Annotated in this window: 16 protein-coding genes and 1 pseudogene; 10 read left to right on the forward strand and 7 right to left on the reverse strand. The window is 72.0% G+C overall.

Going from position 1 to position 19,931, the window contains the following annotated elements:
- Window positions 1-14: 14 nt before the first annotated feature.
- From ABT367_RS26180 to rlmB, 3 genes are all read left to right on the forward strand, one after another.
- A complete protein-coding gene (locus tag ABT367_RS26180) occupies window positions 15-419 on the forward strand; it encodes a PPOX class F420-dependent oxidoreductase (RefSeq protein ID WP_352255547.1) in 405 nt (134 codons plus the stop codon).
- Window positions 420-498: 79 nt separating this feature from the next.
- Window positions 499-1,899, forward strand: coding sequence for a cysteine--tRNA ligase (gene cysS, locus ABT367_RS26185; RefSeq protein WP_352255548.1), 1,401 nt, complete (start codon window positions 499-501; stop codon window positions 1,897-1,899).
- Between the two features lie 87 nt (window positions 1,900-1,986).
- Window positions 1,987-2,937, forward strand: coding sequence for a 23S rRNA (guanosine(2251)-2'-O)-methyltransferase RlmB (gene rlmB, locus ABT367_RS26190; RefSeq protein WP_352255549.1), 951 nt, complete (start codon window positions 1,987-1,989; stop codon window positions 2,935-2,937).
- Between the two features lie 12 nt (window positions 2,938-2,949).
- Here rlmB and ABT367_RS26195 read toward each other — a convergent pair whose 3' ends face one another.
- On the reverse strand, window positions 2,950-3,213 hold the full coding sequence (locus tag ABT367_RS26195; RefSeq protein WP_352255550.1) for a hypothetical protein: 264 nt from the start codon (window positions 3,211-3,213) through the stop codon (window positions 2,950-2,952).
- A gap of 443 nt (window positions 3,214-3,656) precedes the next feature.
- Here ABT367_RS26195 and ABT367_RS26200 point away from each other — a divergent pair, with 443 nt between their 5' ends.
- The 6 genes from ABT367_RS26200 (at window position 3,657) to ABT367_RS26225 (ending at window position 13,560) form a co-directional block, all read left to right on the forward strand.
- The gene (locus tag ABT367_RS26200; RefSeq protein ID WP_352255551.1) at window positions 3,657-6,944 is read left to right on the forward strand and encodes a serine hydrolase; all 3,288 of its coding nucleotides are present in this window, start codon (window positions 3,657-3,659) and stop codon (window positions 6,942-6,944) included.
- Window positions 6,945-7,005: 61 nt separating this feature from the next.
- Window positions 7,006-8,121: a M20 family metallopeptidase gene (locus ABT367_RS26205; RefSeq protein ID WP_434975540.1), complete on the forward strand. Its 1,116-nt coding sequence runs from the start codon at window positions 7,006-7,008 to the stop codon at window positions 8,119-8,121.
- Entirely contained in the window at window positions 8,118-8,999 is an 882-nt protein-coding gene (locus tag ABT367_RS26210; RefSeq protein WP_352255553.1) for a GNAT family N-acetyltransferase, read from the forward strand. Before ABT367_RS26205 ends, ABT367_RS26210 begins: the two co-directional genes overlap by 4 nt.
- Complete coding sequence (menC, locus tag ABT367_RS26215; RefSeq protein ID WP_352255554.1) at window positions 8,996-10,102, forward strand: o-succinylbenzoate synthase; 1,107 nt, start codon at window positions 8,996-8,998, stop codon at window positions 10,100-10,102. Before ABT367_RS26210 ends, menC begins: the two co-directional genes overlap by 4 nt.
- 76 nt (window positions 10,103-10,178) lie before the next feature.
- The gene (locus ABT367_RS26220; RefSeq protein WP_352255555.1) at window positions 10,179-11,837 is read left to right on the forward strand and encodes a PucR family transcriptional regulator; all 1,659 of its coding nucleotides are present in this window, start codon (window positions 10,179-10,181) and stop codon (window positions 11,835-11,837) included.
- 103 nt (window positions 11,838-11,940) lie between these two features.
- Window positions 11,941-13,560, forward strand: coding sequence for a DoxX family protein (locus ABT367_RS26225; protein ID WP_352255556.1), 1,620 nt, complete (start codon window positions 11,941-11,943; stop codon window positions 13,558-13,560).
- A 95-nt stretch (window positions 13,561-13,655) separates the two neighbouring features.
- Here the strand turns inward: ABT367_RS26225 and ABT367_RS26230 are convergent, their stop codons facing one another.
- Window positions 13,656-14,792, reverse strand: coding sequence for a DUF4241 domain-containing protein (locus ABT367_RS26230; protein WP_352255557.1), 1,137 nt, complete (start codon window positions 14,790-14,792; stop codon window positions 13,656-13,658).
- Window positions 14,793-15,147: 355 nt separating this feature from the next.
- On the opposite strand from ABT367_RS26230, the gene ABT367_RS26235 reads away from it, so the two are divergent.
- Window positions 15,148-15,759: a hypothetical protein gene (locus ABT367_RS26235; protein ID WP_352255558.1), complete on the forward strand. Its 612-nt coding sequence runs from the start codon at window positions 15,148-15,150 to the stop codon at window positions 15,757-15,759.
- A 63-nt stretch (window positions 15,760-15,822) separates the two neighbouring features.
- On the opposite strand, the gene ABT367_RS26240 is transcribed toward ABT367_RS26235, so the two are convergent.
- The 5 genes and pseudogenes from ABT367_RS26240 to ABT367_RS26260 form a co-directional block, all read right to left on the reverse strand.
- The gene (locus ABT367_RS26240) at window positions 15,823-16,554 is read right to left on the reverse strand and encodes a nucleotidyltransferase family protein (protein WP_199552194.1); all 732 of its coding nucleotides are present in this window, start codon (window positions 16,552-16,554) and stop codon (window positions 15,823-15,825) included.
- A 175-nt stretch (window positions 16,555-16,729) separates the two neighbouring features.
- The gene (locus tag ABT367_RS26245) at window positions 16,730-17,173 is read right to left on the reverse strand and encodes a hypothetical protein (RefSeq protein ID WP_352255559.1); all 444 of its coding nucleotides are present in this window, start codon (window positions 17,171-17,173) and stop codon (window positions 16,730-16,732) included.
- Window positions 17,174-17,400: 227 nt separating this feature from the next.
- The gene (locus ABT367_RS26250) at window positions 17,401-18,537 is read right to left on the reverse strand and encodes an ABC transporter ATP-binding protein (RefSeq protein WP_352255560.1); all 1,137 of its coding nucleotides are present in this window, start codon (window positions 18,535-18,537) and stop codon (window positions 17,401-17,403) included.
- A 210-nt stretch (window positions 18,538-18,747) separates the two neighbouring features.
- A complete protein-coding gene (locus ABT367_RS26255) occupies window positions 18,748-19,416 on the reverse strand; it encodes a response regulator transcription factor (protein ID WP_352255561.1) in 669 nt (222 codons plus the stop codon).
- Window positions 19,413-19,931: pseudogene (locus ABT367_RS26260) on the reverse strand (hypothetical protein); the annotation flags it as partial. The pseudogene ABT367_RS26260 and the gene ABT367_RS26255, both read right to left, overlap by 4 nt.

The following is a 19,931-nucleotide window of genomic DNA, read 5'->3' on the forward strand; positions in this document are numbered from 1 at the left end:
CACCGGAGGCCCCCATGTCCGCCGAACTCTCCGCCGAGCTCAAGGCACTGCTCGACACCCCCGTCTTCATCACCGTCGCCACCATCCAGCCCGACGGCAGTCCTCAGGTGTCGCCGGTCTGGGTGAAGCGGGACGGCGACGACCTCCTCTTCTCCACGACGCTCGGGCGGCAGAAGGAGAAGAACCTGCGCCGTGACCCGCGGCTCAGCATCGTCGTGCAGCCCTTCGACGCCCCGTACAGCTATGCCGAGATCCGCGGCACCGCCGAGATGACCCAAGAGGGCGGTCAGGAGCTGATCGACGAGCTGGCGCTGAAGTACGTCGGCAAGAAGTACGCCGAGTTCAACCCGGCCTCGGCCCAGGACGCCCCGCGCGTGGTCGTCCGGGTCACTCCGCGCAAGGTCGTCGGCCGGATCTGAGCCGCTCCGTATCACAATGTTGTCCCGCGGCCCCGTAACGGTCGCGGGGCACTGCCCGGCGCCCACTACCCTTGATGTCGTGACTATTCGCCTGTACGACACCAGCGCCCGGCAGATCCGTGACTTCACCCCGCTCACGCCGGGCTGTGTCTCGATCTACCTCTGTGGCGCGACCGTGCAGGCCGCCCCGCACATCGGGCATATCAGGTCGGGGCTCAACTTCGACATCCTGCGCCGCTGGTTCACGTACCGCGGCTATGACGTGACCTTCATCCGCAATGTCACGGACATCGACGACAAGATCATCGCGAAGGCCGCCGAGCAGGGCCGCCCGTGGTGGTCGATCGGGTACGAGAACGAGCGCGCGTTCAACGACGGCTACACCGCGCTCGGTTGCCTGCCGCCCACCTACGAACCGCGGGCCACGGGCCACATCACCGAGATGGTCGAGATGATGCGCGGCCTGATCGAGCGCGGGCACGCGTACGAGGCGGACGGCAGCGTCTACTTCGACGTGCGGTCCTTCCCCGGCTACCTGGAGCTGTCCAACCAGGAGCTGGACAATCTGCTGCAGCCGGCCGAGGAAGGCATCACCGGCAAGCGCGACCCGCGTGACTTCGCCATGTGGAAGGCGACCAAGCCGGGCGAGCCCGACTGGGAGTCCCCGTGGGGCCGCGGCCGTCCGGGCTGGCACCTGGAGTGCTCGGCGATGGCCCACAAGTACCTGGGCTCCGCGTTCGACATCCACGGCGGCGGGCTCGATCTGATCTTCCCGCACCACGAGAACGAGATCGCCCAGGCCAAGGCGTACGGCGATGACTTCGCCAAGTTCTGGCTGCACAACGCCTGGGTGACCATGGCCGGCGACAAGATGTCGAAGTCGCTGGGCAACTCGGTGCTCGTGTCCGAGATGGTCAAGGCGTGGCGGCCGATCGTGCTGCGCTACTACCTGGGCACCCCGCACTACCGCTCGATGATCGAGTACAGCGAGGAGGCCCTGCGCGAGGCCGAGTCCGCGTTCGCGCGGATCGAGGGCTTCGTGCAGCGCGTCGTCGAGAAGGCCGGGGGCCCTGTCGAGCCCGCGGCCGAGGTGCCGCTCGCATTCGCCGAGGCCATGGACGACGACCTGGGCGTGCCGCAGGCGCTCGCCGTCGTGCACACCACGGTCCGCCAGGGCAACAGCGCCCTTGCCGCCGACGACAAGGAAGCCGCCGTCGCGCGCCTCGCCGAGGTGCGGGCCATGCTCGGCGTCCTCGGCCTCGACCCGCTGGACGCGCACTGGGCGGGGGAGTCGGACCGCGGCGAGGACCTCCACGGCGTCGTCGACACCCTCGTACGCCTGGTGCTCCAGCAGCGCGAGTCGGCACGGGCCCGTAAGGACTGGCCCGCGGCGGACGCCATCCGCGATCAGCTCAACCAGTCGGGCCTCGTGATCGAGGACGGTCCCGACGGGCCGCGCTGGACGCTCGGTCCGCGCTGATCAAGCGCTAGATGTGCCGCCCGGTCCGCCGGGCGGCACACTTCATATACGAACTTCATGCTTCAGATACGCAGAAACAGGTAGGTCATGGCCGGGAACAGCCAGCGCAGGAACCGTCGCACCAGTAACAAGAAGGGTGCGACGGTCGGCAGCGGTGGCAAGCGGCGCCGCGGTCTCGAGGGCCGGGGCCCGACGCCGCCCGCCGAGATGCGCAAGAAGCACAAGAAGAACCGCATCGCCAACGCCAAGGCCAAGCAGGCCGCCCGCAAGCCCGTCGCCCGGCGCGGCGGCAAGGGGCAGTCGGAGCTGGTCGTCGGTCGCAACTCCGTGTATGAGGCGCTGCGTGACGGCGTACCGGCGACGACGCTGTACGTGCAGCAGTTCATCGACAACGACGAGCGCGTACGCGACGCCCTGAGCCTCGCGCAGGAGCGCGGCGGCATCCACCTCATGGAGGCGCCGCGGCCCGAGCTCGACCGCATGACGAACGGGCTCAACCACCAGGGCATGGTGCTCCAGGTCCCGGCGTACGAGTACGCGCACCCCGAGGACCTGGCCGCCGCGGCCTTCGACGTGGGCGAGCAGCCGCTGATCGTCGCGCTCGACGGCATCACCGACCCGCGCAACCTCGGTGCTGTCGTCCGTTCCGTCGCCGCGTTCGGCGGACACGGCGTGGTCGTGCCCGAGCGCCGTGCGGCCGGTATGACGGCCGGCGCGTGGAAGACCTCGGCCGGTGCCGCGGCCCGTACGCCCGTGGCCCGTGCCTCGAACCTGACGCGCGCCCTCGAGGCGTACCAGAAGGCGGGCCTGACGATCGTGGGTCTCGCGGCCGACGGTGAGCACAAGGTCGGTGACCTGGAGGCCCTTGAAGGCCCGGTCGTGATCGTGGTCGGCAGCGAGGGCAAGGGCCTGTCCCGCCTGGTCGGCGAGACCTGCGACTACCTCGTGCGCATCCCGATGCCCGGCGGTGCGGAGTCCCTGAACGCCGGTGTGGCGGCGGGCGTCGTGCTGTACGAGGCGGCTCGGCGCAGGGGCTGAGCCCTTGCGCGGTTACGGGGTCGCCATAGTGGGCGACTCCGTGACCGCAAGGACGTCCACCATGCGGTCGAGCCGTTTGCGGGCCCGGGGCGCGTCGGCCGGTGCGAGCACGATCTCGGCGGTGGCGCGGGCGTCCTCGGACACCCGGTAGGTCAGCTCGCTCACCGGTACGGAGCGCAGGGTCGCGACGACCCGGCCGAGACCCTCGCGGGTGTGGCGGAGGGTCACGGTGAGGCGCGAGGCCGGGTCCTGCGGTGACAGTTCCTCTGACGTCATGGCGGGTGCTTCCTCGTATCGGGGTGGCTGGGAAAGCGAGTCGGGCCGGGAAGCCGGTCGGCTGGGAAAGCAAAAAGACCCCTCGCGGGATGCGAGAGGTCTGCGTGCGGCGGCGGGTCGATCGGAGGGGGTCGCCCCCGGATCACCTCGGTGCCGGCACGCTGCAGCTGATAATGAGCTGACGCGGCATGGCGCGGATGCTGGCATGTATCCCACGTCGCGGCAATGCCATCTCACGCTGTGGACAGCGGACTTGAGGGCGCGGGGCTGTCGGACAAGCCTCGCGCCCTCGTTCGTCCGAGGCGACCAAAAGGGCCGCCTCTCCTTGGTGCGGACGACGAAGATCCGGCCAGGTCTCCTGCTTTACCTTCCGGGCAGCACGGTTCGCAGCCTCGGAGGTGGGGATCCGCATGACCACGTGGTCCGGCAGGGGAGAACCCCTCATGACACGACGCCTGGGCATCGACGACCTGTACGCCATCGCGCTGCCGGAGCAGCCCGCCCTCTCCCCGGACGGCACCCGCGTGGTGTACGTCCTGCGCACGGCGGACCGTGAACACGACCGGGATCACCGGGAGTTGTGGACGGTGCCGAGCGGCGCCGGTCCGGCGCGGCGGCTGACCCGCGGTCCTGCGGACACCGCGCCCGCCTGGTCCCCGGACGGGCGGTGGCTCGCGTTCCTGCGGGGCGGGGACGGGCCGGGGCAGGTGTGGCTGCTTCCGGCCGGCGGCGGGGAGCCCGAGCCGGTGACGGAGCTGCCGCTGGGCGCGGGGGCGCCGGTGTGGAGCCCGGACGGGAGGGCGCTCGCGTTCACGGCTCCGGTGGGGGCCCCGTGCGGCGCGGCTCCCGTCGTCACGGACCGGCTCGGCTACAAGGCGGACGGCCGGGGCCTGTTGGGGGCGGTACGCGACCAGCTGCACGTCCTCGACCTGGGCACCCGCACCGTCCGTCAGCTCACCCGCGGCGACTGGGACGTGCGCGCTCCCGCCTGGTCGCCGGACTCGCGCACGCTCGCCTTCACTTCGGCGTACGGCGACGACGCGGATCTGACGCTGCTCAGCGCGGCGTACGTGGTGGATGCGGAGGAGCCGGGCGCCGCACCGCGTCTCGTGGGCAGCGGCGAGGGGCCGGCGCACACCGTCACCTGGACCGCCGACGGGAGTGCCCTCCTGGTCGTCGGCCGCAAGGACACCCGGATCGGGCACACGGGTCTGCTGCGGGTCCCGCTCGACGGCGGCCCGGCGGACGAGCTCACCGTCGCGCTGGACCGCAACGTGATGCCCGGCGGACCCGGATATCCGGGTGCGGTGCCCCAAGTCACCGGCGACGGTGTCCTGTTCTGCGTACGCGACCGGGGGTGCACCCACCTTTACGACCTCGACGCGCGCGGGGAGGCGCGGCCCCTCGTGGCGGGCGCGGGACAGGTGGTCTCCGGGGTCTCGGCCGCCGGGTCCACCGCCGCGCTCGTCCTCGCGACGCCCGACTCGTACGGCGAGATCGTCATGGCCGACCTGGCGACCGGACGCACCCGGGTCCTCACCGCGCACGGCGAGAGCCTCGTGGACGTGGAGCTTTTCACGCCCGAGGAACGGGAGTTCACCGTCTCGGACGGCACCACCGTGCACGGCTGGCTGCTGCGCGATCCGGCCCGTACCGGCCCCGGACCTCTGCTGCTCGACATCCACGGCGGTCCGCACAACGCGTGGAACGCCGCCGCCGACTCCATCCACCTCTACCACCAGGAACTCGTGGACCGCGGCTGGTCGGTGCTGCTGCTCAACCCGCGGGGCAGCGACGGCTACGGCGAGGAGTTCTTCACCGCCGCCGTCGGCGCCTGGGGGAGGGCCGACGCGCAGGACCTCCTCGAACCGCTGGATGTCCTGGTCGCCGAGGGCGTCGCCGACCCGCGGCGGCTCGCGGTCGCCGGGTACAGCTACGGCGGCTATATGACCTGCTATCTGACCGGCCGCGACGACCGGTTCGCCGCCGCCGTCGCCGGCGGGGTGGTCAGCGATCTGACCAGCATGTGCGGCACCAGCGACGAGGCCCGTGCGCTGGGGGTCGCCGAACTGGGCGGACCGCCGTGGCAGCACCGTACGCACTACGCCGGACTCTCCCCGTACGAACGGGTGGAGCACGTCCGCACACCCACCCTCGTCGTGCACGGAGCCGATGACGAGCTCTGCCCGGCCGGGCAGGCCGAGCAGTGGTTCACCGCGCTGCGTGAACGCGGCGTGCCCACAAGGCTGGTGCTCTACCCAGGCGGCTCGCACCTGTTCCTGCTGGACGGACCGCCCTCGCACCGCACCGACCTGGGCCGCCGCATCGTGGACTGGGTGGAGGAGCACGCGGCCGGGCGCCGGGCGCCCCTGGACCTCGCGCACTGGCAGCGCAGGCTCGGCGAACTGGCCGGCCGGCACCGGGTTCCGGGTGCGGTTCTGGGTATCTCGCGCGGCGATCAGCTCGCCCTCGCCGCACACGGCGTGCTCAACAAGGACACCGGAGTCGGGACCACCGAGGACTCGCTCTTCCAGATCGGCTCGATCACCAAGGTGTGGACCGCCACCTTGGTGATGCAGCTCGCGGACGAGGGGATCATCGACCTCGACGCGCCCCTCGTCGACGTGCTTCCGGAGCTTCGGCTCTCCGATCCGCAGGTCACGCAGAAGGTGACGGTGCGGCACCTGCTCACCCACACCAGCGGCATCGACGGCGATGTGTTCACCGACACCGGGCGCGGTGACGACTGCCTGGAGCGGTACGCGGACCGGCTCGACGAGGCGGCGCAGAACCATCCGCTCGGCGCGACCTTCTCGTACTGCAACTCCGGATACGTGCTCGCGGGCCGCGTCATCGAGAAGCTCACCGGCATGAGCTGGGACCAGGCTCTGCGCGAGCGGCTGTGCGCCCCGCTGGGTCTGGAACGTACCGTCACCCTGCCCGAGGAGGCTCTGCGCTTCCGTGCCGCGATGGGGCATACCGCGGGCGGCGGCGAGGAGCCGCGTACGGTGCCGGTCTGGGGCCTCGCCCGTTCCGCGGGGCCCGCGGGTCTGATCACCGCGACGGCCGCCGATGTGCTGGCCTTTGCCCGGATGCACCTGGCCGGCGGCTCCGCCCCCGACGGCACACGGGTGCTGTCCGAGGGCGCCGCGCACACGATGACCCAGGAGCAGGTGAAGCTGCCGGACGCGCACACCCTCGGCGACTCCTGGGGGCTCGGCTGGATCCGCTTCGGCTGGGACGGCCACCGGCTGATCGGCCACGACGGCAACACCCTCGGACAGTCGGCGTTCCTGCGGGTGCTGCCGGAGCAGGACCTCGCGGTCACGCTGCTCACCAACGGCGGGGGTGCGCACGATCTGTATCTGGAGCTGTTCCGGGAGATCTTCGCCGAGCTGGCCGGGGTGGAGATGCCCCGGCCGCTCGCGCCGCCGTCCGCACCGGTCGAGGTGGATCTGAGCGCACACGTCGGCTGCTACGAGCGGGCGGGTGCGCGTATCGAGATCCTGGACGACGCGGAGGGGCCCCGGCTGCGGATGACGGTGACCGGGCCGCTCGCCGCCCTCGTGCCCGAACCGGTCGAGGAGTTCGCCCTGGTGCCGGTCACCGACGAGGTGTTCCTGATCCGGCGCCCGGGCTCCGCCGCCTGGACACCGGTGACCTTCTACTCCCTGCCGACCGGCGAGCGCTATGTGCACTTCGGCGTCCGCGCGACCCCGAAGGTGTCCTGACGTGGACCTGCTGCACGACGACCCCGCACCGGTCGGCCGCTTCCGGGCGGCGCTGCCCGCGCTGCTCGCCGATATCGAGCACTTGGTGACCTGCGAGTCCCCGTCGACCGATCTCGCGGCGGTCGCACGCTCCGCCGAGGTGGTGGCCGCCATGGGGGCGGCCCACCTCGGGCAGGAGCCCGAGCGGATCGTCCTCGACGGCCGCACCCACCTGCGCTGGCGCCTCGGCGACGGTCCACGACGCGTGCTCGTCCTGGGCCATCACGACACGGTGTGGCCCCAAGGCACCCTCGCCCGGCTCCCGTTCGGGGTGCGGGACGGTGTGCTGCGCGGGCCCGGCTGCTTCGACATGAAGACGGGCCTGGTGATGGCCCTCCACGCGCTGGCCGCACTCGGCACCCCGGACGGGGTGACCCTCCTGGTCACCGGCGACGAGGAGCTCGGTTCACCGACGTCCAGGGAACTCATCGAGTCCGAGGCGGCGGGGTGTGCCGCCGCGTTCGTCCTCGAAGCGTCCGCGGACGGCGGGGCGTTGAAGACCGAGCGCAAAGGCGTCTCGCGATACGAGGTGGTGCTGCGCGGGAAGGCGGCGCACGCCGGACTCGAACCCGAGCGCGGGGTGAACGCCGCCGTGGAGACCGCGCACCAGATTCTCGCGGTCGCCGCCCTGGGCGATCCCGCCGCCGGGACCACCGTGACCCCGACCCTGCTGGCCGCCGGTACCAGCACCAACACCGTGCCCGCGGAGGGGAGGTTCGCCGTCGACGTCCGCGTACGGAACGCGGCGGAACAGGAGCGGGTCGACCTGGCGCTCAAGGCGCTCCGCCCCCGGCTCCCGGGTGCGGCGATCGAAGTGACGGGTGGCCCCAACCGGCCGCCCCTGGACGCGTCCGCATCGGCCACGCTGTACCGCCGCGCGGTGCTGCTCGCCGGGCAGCTCGGCATCGGCGCACCGGGCTCCGCCGCGGTGGGCGGGGCGTCGGACGGCAACTTCACCGCCGGGGCCGGGATCCCCACCCTCGACGGGCTCGGCGCGGTGGGCGGGGGTGCGCACGCCGAGGACGAGCATGTGGTCGTGGCCGAACTGCCCACCCGTACCGCCTTGTTGACCGCGCTCGTGGCCGATGTGCTCGCGGGGCCGGACCGGCGGGCGGCGAACGGCGGGAGCGGCCGATGAACGAGATCCCCCTGGTCGCACCCGTACCGCAGACCGGCCTGTACTCCGACGCGCAGGCCGCGGCCGACAGCGCGGCCCGCGCGGCCGGCTGCCGGGTGCGGCCGATCAGCGCCCTGCCCGAACTGGCCGCCGCCTGCGCCCTCTTCGAGGGCATCTGGAAACCCGGCGGAGAGAACGGCCTGGTGACTCCCGAGCTGCTGCGCGCGATGGACAAGGCCGGCAGTTACGTCGCGGGCGCGTTCGACGGCGAACAGCTGGTGGGCGCCTGCATCGGCTTCTTCGGGCCGCCGCCCGACGGCGCGCTGCACAGTCATATCGCGGGCGTCTCGGCCCGGATGCGCGGCCGCAGCGTCGGCTTCGCCCTCAAGACGCACCAGCGCGCCTGGGCGCTGCAGCGCGGTGCCACCCAGGTCTCCTGGACCTTCGACCCCCTGGTGCGCCGCAACGCCTACTTCAACCTGGGCAAGCTGGCCGCGCGGCCCGAGCAGTACCTGCCCAACTTCTACGGGCGGATGGACGACGGCATCAACGGCGCCGACGACACCGACCGGCTCCTGGTCACCTGGCGGCTCACCGCCCCCGAGGTGGCCGCGGCCTGCCACGGCCGACGCCCCGGCGAGACCGTGGCCGAACCCGTAGCCGTCGCCTTGGGTGTCACACCCTCCGGCCGGCCCCGCGCCCAAGCCGTCACCGCACCACACGCCCGCGTCGCCGTCCCCGAGGACATCGAGGCACTGCGCCGCGCCGATCCGGCGGCGGCCGCGTCCTGGCGCACGGCCGTACGCGACGTACTCGGCGGACTGCTCGCCGACGGCTGGCAGGTGACGGGCTTCGAACGGTCCGGCTGGTATCTCCTCGTACGAAAGGACGCACCATGAAGCTCACCGGGGTCGAACTCCGCGAGATCCGGCTGCCGTTGGTGGCGCCCTTCCGCACCTCCTTCGGCACGCTCACCGAGCGCTCGGCGCTGCTCCTGCGGGCTGTCGGCACCGAGGCCGAAGGGTGGGGCGAGTGCGTGGCGATGGAGGGGCCGCTGTACTCCTCGGAGTACGTGGCGGGCTGCGCCGACGTGCTGCGCCGCTTCCTTGTCCCGGCGCTCGCGGGCCGCGCACAGCTCGACGCGGCGGCCGTGGCCCCCGCGCTCGCCCCCTACCTCGGCCACCGGATGGCGAAGGCCGCCCTGGAGACGGCCGTCCTGGACGCCGACCTGCGCACCCAAGGGGTCCCCCTGGCACGGGAGTTGGGCGCCGTACACGACCGTGTGCCCTGCGGGGTGTCCGTCGGCATCATGGACTCCGTACCGCAGCTGCTCGAAGCCGTCGCCGGATACCTCGACGCCGGATACGTACGCATCAAGCTGAAGATCGAGCCCGGCTGGGACGTCGAGCCCGTACGGGCGGTACGCGAGCACTTCGGCGACGAGCTGCTGCTCCAGGCCGACGCCAACACCGCCTACACGCTCGCCGACGCCCGGCATCTGGCCCGCCTCGACCCGTACGGACTGCTCCTGATCGAGCAGCCCCTCGACGAGGAGGACCTGCTCGGTCACGCCGCACTCGCGAAGGCCATCACCACCCCCGTCTGCCTGGACGAGTCCATCACCTCGGCCCGCGCCGCCGCCGCGGCGATCACCCTGGGCGCCTGCTCCATCGTGAACATCAAGCCCGGACGGGTCGGCGGCTACCTCGAAGCCCGCCGGATCCACGACGTGTGCAGCGCGCACGGGGTGCCGGTGTGGTGCGGCGGGATGCTGGAGACCGGGCTCGGGCGCGCGGCCAACGTCGCGCTCGCCGCGCTGCCCGGCTTCACGCTGCCGGGCGACACCTCGGCCTCCGACCGCTACTACCGCACCGACATCACCGAGCCCTTCGTCCTGGACGACGGACATCTGCCGGTCCCCACCGGGCCGGGCCTCGGGGTGGTCCCGGTCCCCGAGGCCTTGGAGGAAGTGACGGTGGGCACCGAGTGGATCTCCCTGTGACAGCCCCTTGTAGATCCAGGGGGAGGCGGCCCACAATCCGGTCCATGAAACCGGTCCCTACGGACGCGACACGGCCATGACCAGGGGTTCCGACGGCGGGCCGGGTCCACGGGCCGGCCTCGGGCGCGTCCTCGAGGACCTCGGCACCACCCTCCTCGACCTCGTCTGCGGCGACCCGGCCGGCGCCGGCGCGATCGGCGGGGTGGTCATCCACGACCCGCTGGACGAACCGGTGCTGCCCCGGCGGGCGCTGGTGCTCGGCATCGGTGTGCGGAGCGCCGACGACACCGTACGGCTGCTCACCGAGCTCGGCGCGGCAGGCGCCGTCGCCCTGGTCGTCCGCGCGCCCGCCCCCGCCGACCCGGCCGTGACCGCGGCCGCCGGACGGGCGGGCGTCGCGCTGCTCGCCCTCACCCGTGGCGCCTCCTGGGCCCAACTGGCCGCCATGCTCCGCTCGCTGCTCGCCGAGGACGACGTCGGCGACGTGGGGCCGCAGACCCTGGGCGGCATCCCCTCGGGCGACCTGTTCGCCGTGGCCAACGCGGTCGCGGCGCTCCTCGACGCCCCCGTCACCATCGAGGACCGCAGCTCACGCGTCCTGGCGTTCTCCGGGCGCCAGGACGAGGCCGACCCCTCCCGCGTGGAGACGGTCCTGGGCCGCCAAGTGCCGGAGCGCTTCACCCGCTTCCTCGAGGACCAGGGCGTCTTCCGCGCGCTCTACCGAGGCGACCAGCCCGTGCACGTGGAGCCCCCGGCGACCGAGGAGTTCCACATCCCGCGCGTCGCCATCGCCGTACGGGCCGGAGATGAACTCCTCGGATCCATCTGGGCCGCCGTGCGCACCCCGCTCAACGCCCAGCGCACCCAGGCCCTGCACGACGCGGCGAAACTCGTGGCCCTGCACCTGCTGCGGCAGCGCGCGGGCGCCGATGTGGAGCGGCGGCTGCGCGCCGACCTGGTCGCCACCGTGCTCGAAGGCGGACCGCGCGCCACCGAGGCCCTGGCCCGGCTCGGCCTCGCCGACCACGGCGGTGTCGTGCTCGCCCTGACCGCACCGGACCCGCCCGAGGCGTCGGGCTCCACCGCCGTGCACGCACGGCACGCCGCCGAACGGCAGCGTCTGGCCGACGCGTTCGCGATGCACCTGAGCGCGGTGCACCCGCGGGCCGCCACCGGGCTCATCGGCGATGTGGCGTACGGGATCCTGCCCGTGCCCTGTGACGCCGAGGAGCGGGCGGTACGCGTCGGCTCCGACTTCCTCAGCCGCGTCGGCGACCGGCTTCGCCCGCTGATCGGCATCGGTCCCTGCGCCGAGGACGGCGGCGGACTGGCCCGCTCCCGGGAAGGTGCCGACCGCGCCCTGCGTGTACTGCGAAGCGGCGGCGGGCCGCGCCGTCTGGCCCGGATCGCGGATGTGCACATCGAGGCGCTGCTGCTCGACCTCGCCGACCTGGCCGCCGAACGCGGCGACCGGGCCGACGGACCGCTCGCCCGCCTCCTCGCGTACGACCGCGGCCATGACGCCCACCTGGTCGACACGCTGCGGGCCTGGCTCAACGCCTTCGGCGACGTACCGGCGGCAGCGGCGGCCATGTACGTCCACCAGAACACCTTCCGCTACCGGCTGCGGCGCGTCGCCGAGGTGGCCCGGGCCGACCTGACCGACCCCGAGTCACGTTTCGCGCTGATGCTCCAACTGCGCCTGCTGCAAGGGCCCGACACCGCGGCCGGCTGAGCCGGCGACGCGGGTCCGTGGCCCGCGCAGGTAAAGATCTTGACCGGTCACGGACAGATCTTCGGGGTCAAGGCAGTGTCCTAAGGTGACGTCACTCGGTTAGATGAGTGTGGACACCAGAACACCCGGTACGGGATTCGACGACGCTCCCGCGCTGAGCATGGTGAAGGTCCCGTGCGACCCGGCGCAGGTCATCGTCAATCACGCGAGCTTCCGTGTGCAGCTCCCTGGCGCGAAACTGCCCCGATCCCCGCGTATCGCCGCCGGCGCCTCTGTCGCCGGCCTCATTCCCGCGGCCGCCGGCGCCTCCGTCGTACGGCGCCGGGCGCCCGTCGTGTGGAGCGGCAAGAGCGAGCCCGGCGACCTCGCGGCCACCGGCCTGCTGCAGGCGGCACGCAGGGCCGAAGTGGCGCAGGGAGCCGCGGAGTTCGGCGACGGAGCGGCCACGCAGGTCATCCCGCGGATCAAGGTCGATGAACTCGACCGGCTCGACGGCATCGACCCCGACGCGACCGTCGAGACACCGCAGGTGGTCGCGCCGCGCGACCCCGAGGGCGACGAGACCCGGCTCATCCCGGCGGTCTCCGCCTTCGACAGCGCCTACGACGGGTACTTCCGCTCCGAGGGCGAAGGGCCCTCGCAGCCGGAACCTCCGTACGAGGACGACGAGTTCGACGAGGACGACGAGGCCGGTACGCGGCGCCACGGGGCCGACTCCGTCCGGCACGCGTACTACCCGGGACGCCGGCTCAACCTCGGCGTCGTCCTCCTCCCGCTGCGTATCTTCCTCGGCTTCATCTCCATCTACGCGGGCCTGGGCAAGCTCTGCGACCCCGTCTACTTCGACGGCGGAGAGCGCGGCTCGATGGTCAAGTGGCTGAACTCGCTGCACCCTTGGCCGCTCGCCGAACCGCTGCGGGACTTCGCGCTCCAGCACCCGGTCGGCGCCGGGCTCGTCATCGCCTTCCTGCAGGTGATCGTCGGCGTCCTGACCGTGCTCGGTCTGTGGCAGCGGGTCGCGGCGGTGATCGGTGCGCTGCTCTCGGCGGCGCTGCTCGTCACCGTCAGCTGGAAGACCGTCCCCGCGTACGACGCGCCGGACATCATCTACCTGGCCGCCTGGTCGCCGCTGATCATCGCGGGCGCCCCGGTGTACTCGGTGGACGGCCGGCTCGCGAGCGAGGCCTGGCGCACGCTCGGACCGCGCTCCGAACTCTGGGAGCTGCGCCGCCGGGTGCTGCGCCGCGGGCTGCTCATCGGCACGTTCGTCGTCGGTGCCACGCTGCTGCTCGGTGCCCTGCTCGGCGGTGCGGTGCGCAGCGCGCAGACCGTCACGGTGCCTGGCCCCGGCCAGCCGCCGCGCAACGAACTGCCCGGCTCGCCGCTCCCCAGCCAGTCGCGTGAGGGGCGCGACGCGAAGGACAGTCCCTCGTCCTCCAAGTCGCCCACGGAAGGCGCCACTTCGGCGCCGCCGTCCGACTCCGCGTCCACGCCCGAGTCGGTGCGCGAGCCCGGCTCGGCGGGCGCGGAACAGCCCAGTGAGACGGCCGGTTCCGGCCAGGCCCCGCCCCAGCAGTCGGAGCCCGAGCCGCCGGCGACCAGCGGCGGCCCGACCTCGGGTGGCTCGGACGGCTCGGGCGGCTCGTCCGGCGAGCCCGGTGGCTCGGGCGGCGGCTCCGGCGGCGCGGAGGAGCCTGGTTTGATCGGCGGTCTTCTCGGCTGAGATCGCTTGGCGGTACGTGGAAGGGCCCGGCACACGGGTTGTGCCGGGCCCTTCGCCGTACAGGGAGCGGCGTCGCGCCGATGGTCGGCGGCTGCCTACTTCTCCCCGTCGGCGGAATGGAGCTGGAAGTCGACGACGACGCACCCCACCTGTCCGTCATCGGTGCGGCCGATCCAGACGGGGTAGGACCCGTCGCCCTGGCCGGCACGGAAGGCGATGAGGTTCGGCTCGGTCTCCGTGCCGGGCAGTTCCACGGTGAAGCGACCGTCGACGGCCAGGAACACGTCCTCGTCCAGCCGGTCTTCGTCCACCGTCCGTGTCGCGTCCAGGAAAGCCGCTGTGCCGGTATCCACACCCACCCCGTAGAACTGGCCCCCGCCGAGCAGCCCCAGGTCCTCGTCGGGCCTGAGGAGCATGTCCCACTCGCGCGGCGGGAGGTCCAGGAACGTCACCTTGGCCGCGGCGACATCGGCCCCGCGTGACGTACGCAGAATCGACAGCGTGACCGGGAACTCGCCCGATGGCACAGCGACCGTCCGCAGGTCTCCGAGCCAGCCGGGGTCCGAGACCGCCAGCTGCCCGGACGTGATCCGCAACAGTCCGGCGTCCACCTGCTCGACGACGGCCGGCCCACCGGAGGTGTCGCAGGCCCCCGGACGGAACAGCCGCTCGATGCCGGTGGCGCGCAGCGGCCCCGATCCTTCGGCCACCGGCACCTCGCTCAGGACCACGGTCGTGGCGGGCTCGTGGCCCTGCTGGGCGAGGAGGGGAACGAACACCTGCCAGTCGCCGAATTCCGGTGCGGGGCAGAGGAAGCTTTCGGCCGGCGCCGAGAGCCGCCGCACGGGGACGCCCGACGGGCCGGCTGCCGGAGCCTGCGTCGACGTTCCTCTCGGTCCGGCGAACTCGGTCTTCACCTCGACCTGCCCGTCGTCCGAGACAGTCGTGGTCTCCTGGACGTCCCACTTCCCGGCGGCGTGCGCCTGCTCGTCGGAGAACTCCCATCGGATGCTCCAGTGAGCCGACAACATCCCCGTGCCGTGCGGCTTGAGATCGACCATCCGCGTGCGCCAGGACCTGTCGTCGAACAGATACACCCGCCACATCCGGCGCGGCCAGAATTCGAGCTGGGCCAGCGGTCGCTCCCGCGCGGACAGCAGCACCGCGAAGTCCTTCCCGGCAGCATGTCTGCGTTCCGCGACCGCACGCGAGAGCGGTTCCGGAGGGGCCATTCCCTGCAAGGGATCCCAAAATTCGCCGTACGACACCTCAAGACTGTCGAAGATCACAGCCGCGCATCTCCCCCCCCCCGCTTCGTTGTGCCGCCAGCCTGCCATTGGGGTCTGACACACAGGGCTGTGGGAGGTCGGCAACCCGGGATTGCCGACGGCGTACGAAGGTGCGTCGGCTCGTCCTTTCGGCCGAGGCGGTGGTCGGGTCGTACGGGACCAAGAGGGGCTTGATCGAGGACCTTTGGCGTGGGGCGCGGGGCGGGGTTTAAGCCAGGCTTATCCGTGCCGTCCCGGAGTGGTCCGCGGGCGGCGCCCTCATTTCTCCCGTTCCCGACCTCCGAGAGGCCGTCTTCTCATGTTCTCCACGCTGAGCCGCACCCCGCGCCGCCGCGGCGTCGCCGCCCTGCTCGTCACCGCTGCCGTCGCCGGCTGCACCCTGGCGACCGCGGCACCCGCGTCCGCGGGATACGGCGGCGGCTACGGCGACGTCTGGGTGAACAACTACGGTGGCGGTTACGCCGACAACTGGACCGACACGTACCACCAGGACTACGGCAAGCCCTGGGGCGGCGGCGTCCCGGCCGAGAAGCAGCTGGCCGACGTGCGCGTCACCGCGTCCGGACCGGCCCACATCGACCACGGCCAGGAGCAGTTGTGGACGGTGGAGATCACCAACTCGGGAAGTGCCACGGCACAGCAGGTCCGCACGACCGCCGACCTGCCCAACGGCATCAAGCACCGCGCCCACCGCATCAGCGCGGGCAGCGCCGACGCGCAGCTGGTCGACGGCCGGATCGTGGTCACCACCGGCCCGCTCGAGCCCGGCCGGAGCGTGACTCTGCAGATCGCCGGCCGAGGCCCGTCCTACGGCGGCGGCAACGTCCGGTTCGACGCCGTCGCCACCACCCCGACCCCTGAGTCCGTCACCACCAACAACACGGCCACGGTCCGTACGCGCATCGCCTGATCACACCCCGGCGAACGGAGTGGACCCCCGGCCGTGGCCGGGGGTCCACTCCGTTCGGAAGGCTCAACGCCCCAGCGCGGCAAGCTCCTTCGCGGCCTCCGTGAGGTCCTTCGCCGTGTCGATGGCGCGCCAGTACGCACCCTGCGGGATCGGGAACCCGGCGAGCCGCCGCGCCCGGGCCAGCTGCGGGAACGTGGTGCGCTCGTGGTCGCCCACATCGGGCAGCAGCGCCGCGAACTCGGGCGCGAAGACGTAGACGCCCGCATTGATCTCGTACGAGGTCGGGGGCGACTCGATGAAGTCGGTGATGTGACCGAAGGAGTCGGTCTCCACGGCACCCCACGGAATCCGCGGCCGGGCCAGCGCGAGGGTCGCCGTGGCGGCGCGCTCGGTGTGGAACTCCGCCATCGCACGCAGCGAGAACCGGGTCCAGATGTCGCCGTTGGTGGCGTACCAGGCCTGGTCGGGGTGGGGCAGATGCGCGGCGGCGAACTTGAGGCCGCCGCCGCGGCCCAGCGGTTCCTTCTCGACGACCGTCGTCACGTTCAGCGGCAGATCGGCCGTCGCCAGCCAGTCCTGGAGGACCTCGGCGAGATGGCCGCACGAGACGACGGCGTCGGTGACGCCTTCCTCGGCGAGCCAGGTCAGCTGATGGCCGATGATCGGGGTCCCCGTGCCGGGAATCTCGACCATCGGCTTGGGCCGGTCGTCGGTGTACGGGCGAAGGCGCGAGCCCTGTCCACCGGCGAGAACGACAGCCTGGGTCGGGGTCGCGCTGGGCGCGGTCGTGGTCATGGCCGCACCTTATGCGGCGGGCTGTGCCGGGCCGCTGTCGGGTCACCCGCAAGGACCACGGCCCGAGCCGGCGTATGCACGGCCCGAGCCCGGCCTGTCCACGGCCCGAGCCCTGGCGTGTGCAGGGGCCCGAGCCCCGACGTGCGCAGGGCTCGAGCCTCGGGCCGGTCTCCGCTCAGGAGGTCTCGGCCACACCTGCCGCGAACGCCGTGTCACAGACCGGGCGCGAGAAGGACTGGGCGCGGGCGGGACCGTAGTGCTGGACCGCGGCGCGGCCGAGGGCGCGGGCGATCGAGACACAGTGCTTGGCGAGCGAGGGCCGCCGGTCGACCTCCTGCTGGAGGTGCGTCAGCGCGATGCCCGGGTCCTTCTCCTGCAGCTCGGCGAGGAGGACGTCCCGCAGTACATCCTGCGGGGCACGGGACTTGGCGGGCTTGGAGATGTCCTCGGAGGCCGTGGTCAGCGTCGAGGGCGTGGTGCCCGTCCAGTTGACGCTCGCCACCGCGAGGGTGCCGGAGAGCACCAGGACCACGGGGAGTACCAGGGCGAGGGTGCGGCCGATGCGGCGGGCGGGGCCCTGCCGGTGCCGCCGGGGCGTGTGGGAGTTGGAGTGCGTCACGCGTGTGAGAGTAGCGGTGGGTGATGATTTGGCGACATTTGGTCACCGTAACGAGGGATGGTTCGAGGGCGGCTTTCGAATCCCGTGTTGACGAACGGGGTCGAAATAGGCGGTGTTTCAGCCTATTTGTCGACTCGCGAGACTTCTCGCATACGTACGGGAAAGGCCCCGCACCGTTGAGTGCGGGGCCTTTCCCGTGAGTTGGTGACTCCGTGGAGCCGGCGGCGTCAGTCGCTGAGGCGCTCGCCGGAGGAGGTCGAGAAGACGTGGGTCTCGCCCGGGCGCGGGACCACGTGCAGGACCGTGCCCTTCTCCGGGACCGCACGGCCGCTGACGCGGACCACGAGGTCCTGGTGCTCGCCGGCCACCTCGGCGGAGCCGTAGACGTAACCGTCGGCGCCGAGCTCCTCGACCACGTTGACGGTGACGGCCAGACCGGCCGGGGCGTCCTCGGTGTCCTTGGAGAGGGACTTGGCGGCTTCGCCGTTCTGCTCGACGATGTCGAAGTGCTCGGGGCGGACACCGACCGTGACGGTGCGGTCGCCCTTGTCGGCGGCGGCGGAGAGGGCCTCGCGGGAGACCGGGACCACCGAGTTGCCGAACTTCACGCCGCCGTCGGTGATCGGGACCTCGACCAGGTTCATGGCCGGGGAGCCGATGAAGCCGGCGACGAAGAGGTTGGCCGGGCGGTCGTACATGTTGCGCGGCGAGTCCACCTGCTGGAGCAGACCGTCCTTGAGGACCGCGACACGGTCACCCATGGTCATGGCCTCGACCTGGTCGTGGGTCACGTACACCGTCGTGATGCCCAGACGGCGCTGGAGCGAGGCGATCTGCGTACGGGTGGAGACGCGGAGCTTGGCGTCGAGGTTCGACAGCGGCTCGTCCATGAGGAAGACCTGCGGCTCACGCACGATCGCGCGGCCCATCGCCACACGCTGGCGCTGACCACCGGAGAGGGCCTTGGGCTTGCGGCCCAGGTACTCGGTGAGGTCCAGGATCTTGGCCGCGTCCTCGACCTTCTGTCGGATCTCGGCCTTCGGGACGCCGGCGATCTTCAGGGCGAAGCCCATGTTGTCGGCGACCGTCATGTGCGGGTAGAGCGCGTAGTTCTGGAACACCATGGCGATGTCCCGGTCCTTCGGCGGCAGGTGCGTGACGTCGCGGTCACCGATGTGGATCGAGCCCGCGTTGACGTCCTCGAGACCCGCGAGCATGCGCAGGGAGGTGGACTTGCCGCAGCCGGAAGGGCCGACGAGGACGAGGAACTCGCCGTCCTGTACGTCGAGTTCGAGCTGGTCGACGGCGGGCTTGTCGCCACCCGGGTAGATACGGGTCGCCTTGTTGAACGAGACAGTGGCCATGGTGAGGGCCCCCTTCACCGGCAGGAACGTGCCGGACGATCCGAGTAAAGGTTGCACCGGTGCGGGTTCCTCGCGGTTGCCGCGGTGGTGTAGTCCATTTGGTGGACTGGGGCCGACCGTACCTGGTGGGCGGGGTTCGCGGTAGAGGTCGTTGTCGGTTTGTGTTCGGGTGCGGGGCCGTTGCCGGGTGCGGTGCCTCAGGGCCCGGGCTCAGTTGGCCAGCCCCGCCTGATGCGCGAGCAGCGCCGCCTGGACCCTGCTCGTCGAGTCCGTCTTGTCCAGGATCGCGCCCACGTGGGTCTTTACCGTGCCCACTCCGATGCCCAGGGAGCGGGCGATGTCCGCGTTGGACAGGCCGCGGCCGAGCATGGAGAGGACCTCGCGTTCGCGGTCGGTGAGTTGGGTGAGGCGGGGGTCGGCGGTGGACGGGGGCGAGGCGCCGCCCGTCAGCATGCGGCGGATGACCGAGCCCGTGACGCCGGGGGAGAGGACCGCGTCGCCGCCGGCCGCGGCGCGGACCGCGCTGATCAGTTCCTGGGGGCCCTCGTCCTTGAGCAGGAACCCGGTCGCGCCGTCGCGCAGCGCCCGTACGACGTTCTGGTCGTCGCCGAAGGTGGTGAGCATGACGACCTGCGGCGCCGGGTCGAGGGCGACGAGCCGCGGGACGGCGGCCAGGCCGTCGAGCACCGGCATACGGATGTCGACGAGCGCGACGTCCGGGCGGTGCTCGGCGGCGAGCGCGATCGCCTCCTCGCCGTTGACGGCCTCGGCGACCACCTCGATGCCCTCGGCATGGCTGAGGATCAGCTGCACACCGCGACGGATCATCTCCTCGTCGTCGGCGAGCAGGACACGTACCGGAGTCCTCGGAGTCGTCATGGGGTCCCCCTGGTCGGGTCGGGTGCGGGCGTGGCCGAGGGTTCGACCACCAGCGGCACCGTGAAGTCGTCGATCTTGATGAGGGTCCGGTGCGCGTCGAAGCAGTAGCGCGCGATCCGGAAGAGGCCCTTGGCCCGGTACAGCTCCTCGTCGTCGCCGAAGGAGTACAGGCAGTCGGCCGCGTCCGCCGGGCGGGCCGGTTCGCGGCCCGCGGCCGCCGCGCGCACCGCGATGTTGTCGTACGTCAGCTCCTCGACCCGCGACTTGGACATGCCGACATGGATCGCCTCGGGCTTGCCGTACTCCGGCTGCGGCCTGGCCTGCTCGACCAGGATCACGCCGAGCATCATCGTGACGGCCACGCCCGCGAGCCCGAGCAGGGCGGTGACGACGGTGCCCACCCGGTCCTGGATCCCCGATTGGATCCGGACGACGTGGACCAAGGAGTCCAGGGGCGGCGAGGCGGCGGCGCGCAGGAACGCAGCCCCCGTCGGCTTCGCCCTGCCCGACGACGA

The sequence above is a fragment of the Streptomyces mesophilus genome (genome assembly GCF_040300965.1).
GTDB lineage: Bacteria > Actinomycetota > Actinomycetes > Streptomycetales > Streptomycetaceae > Streptomyces > Streptomyces mesophilus_A.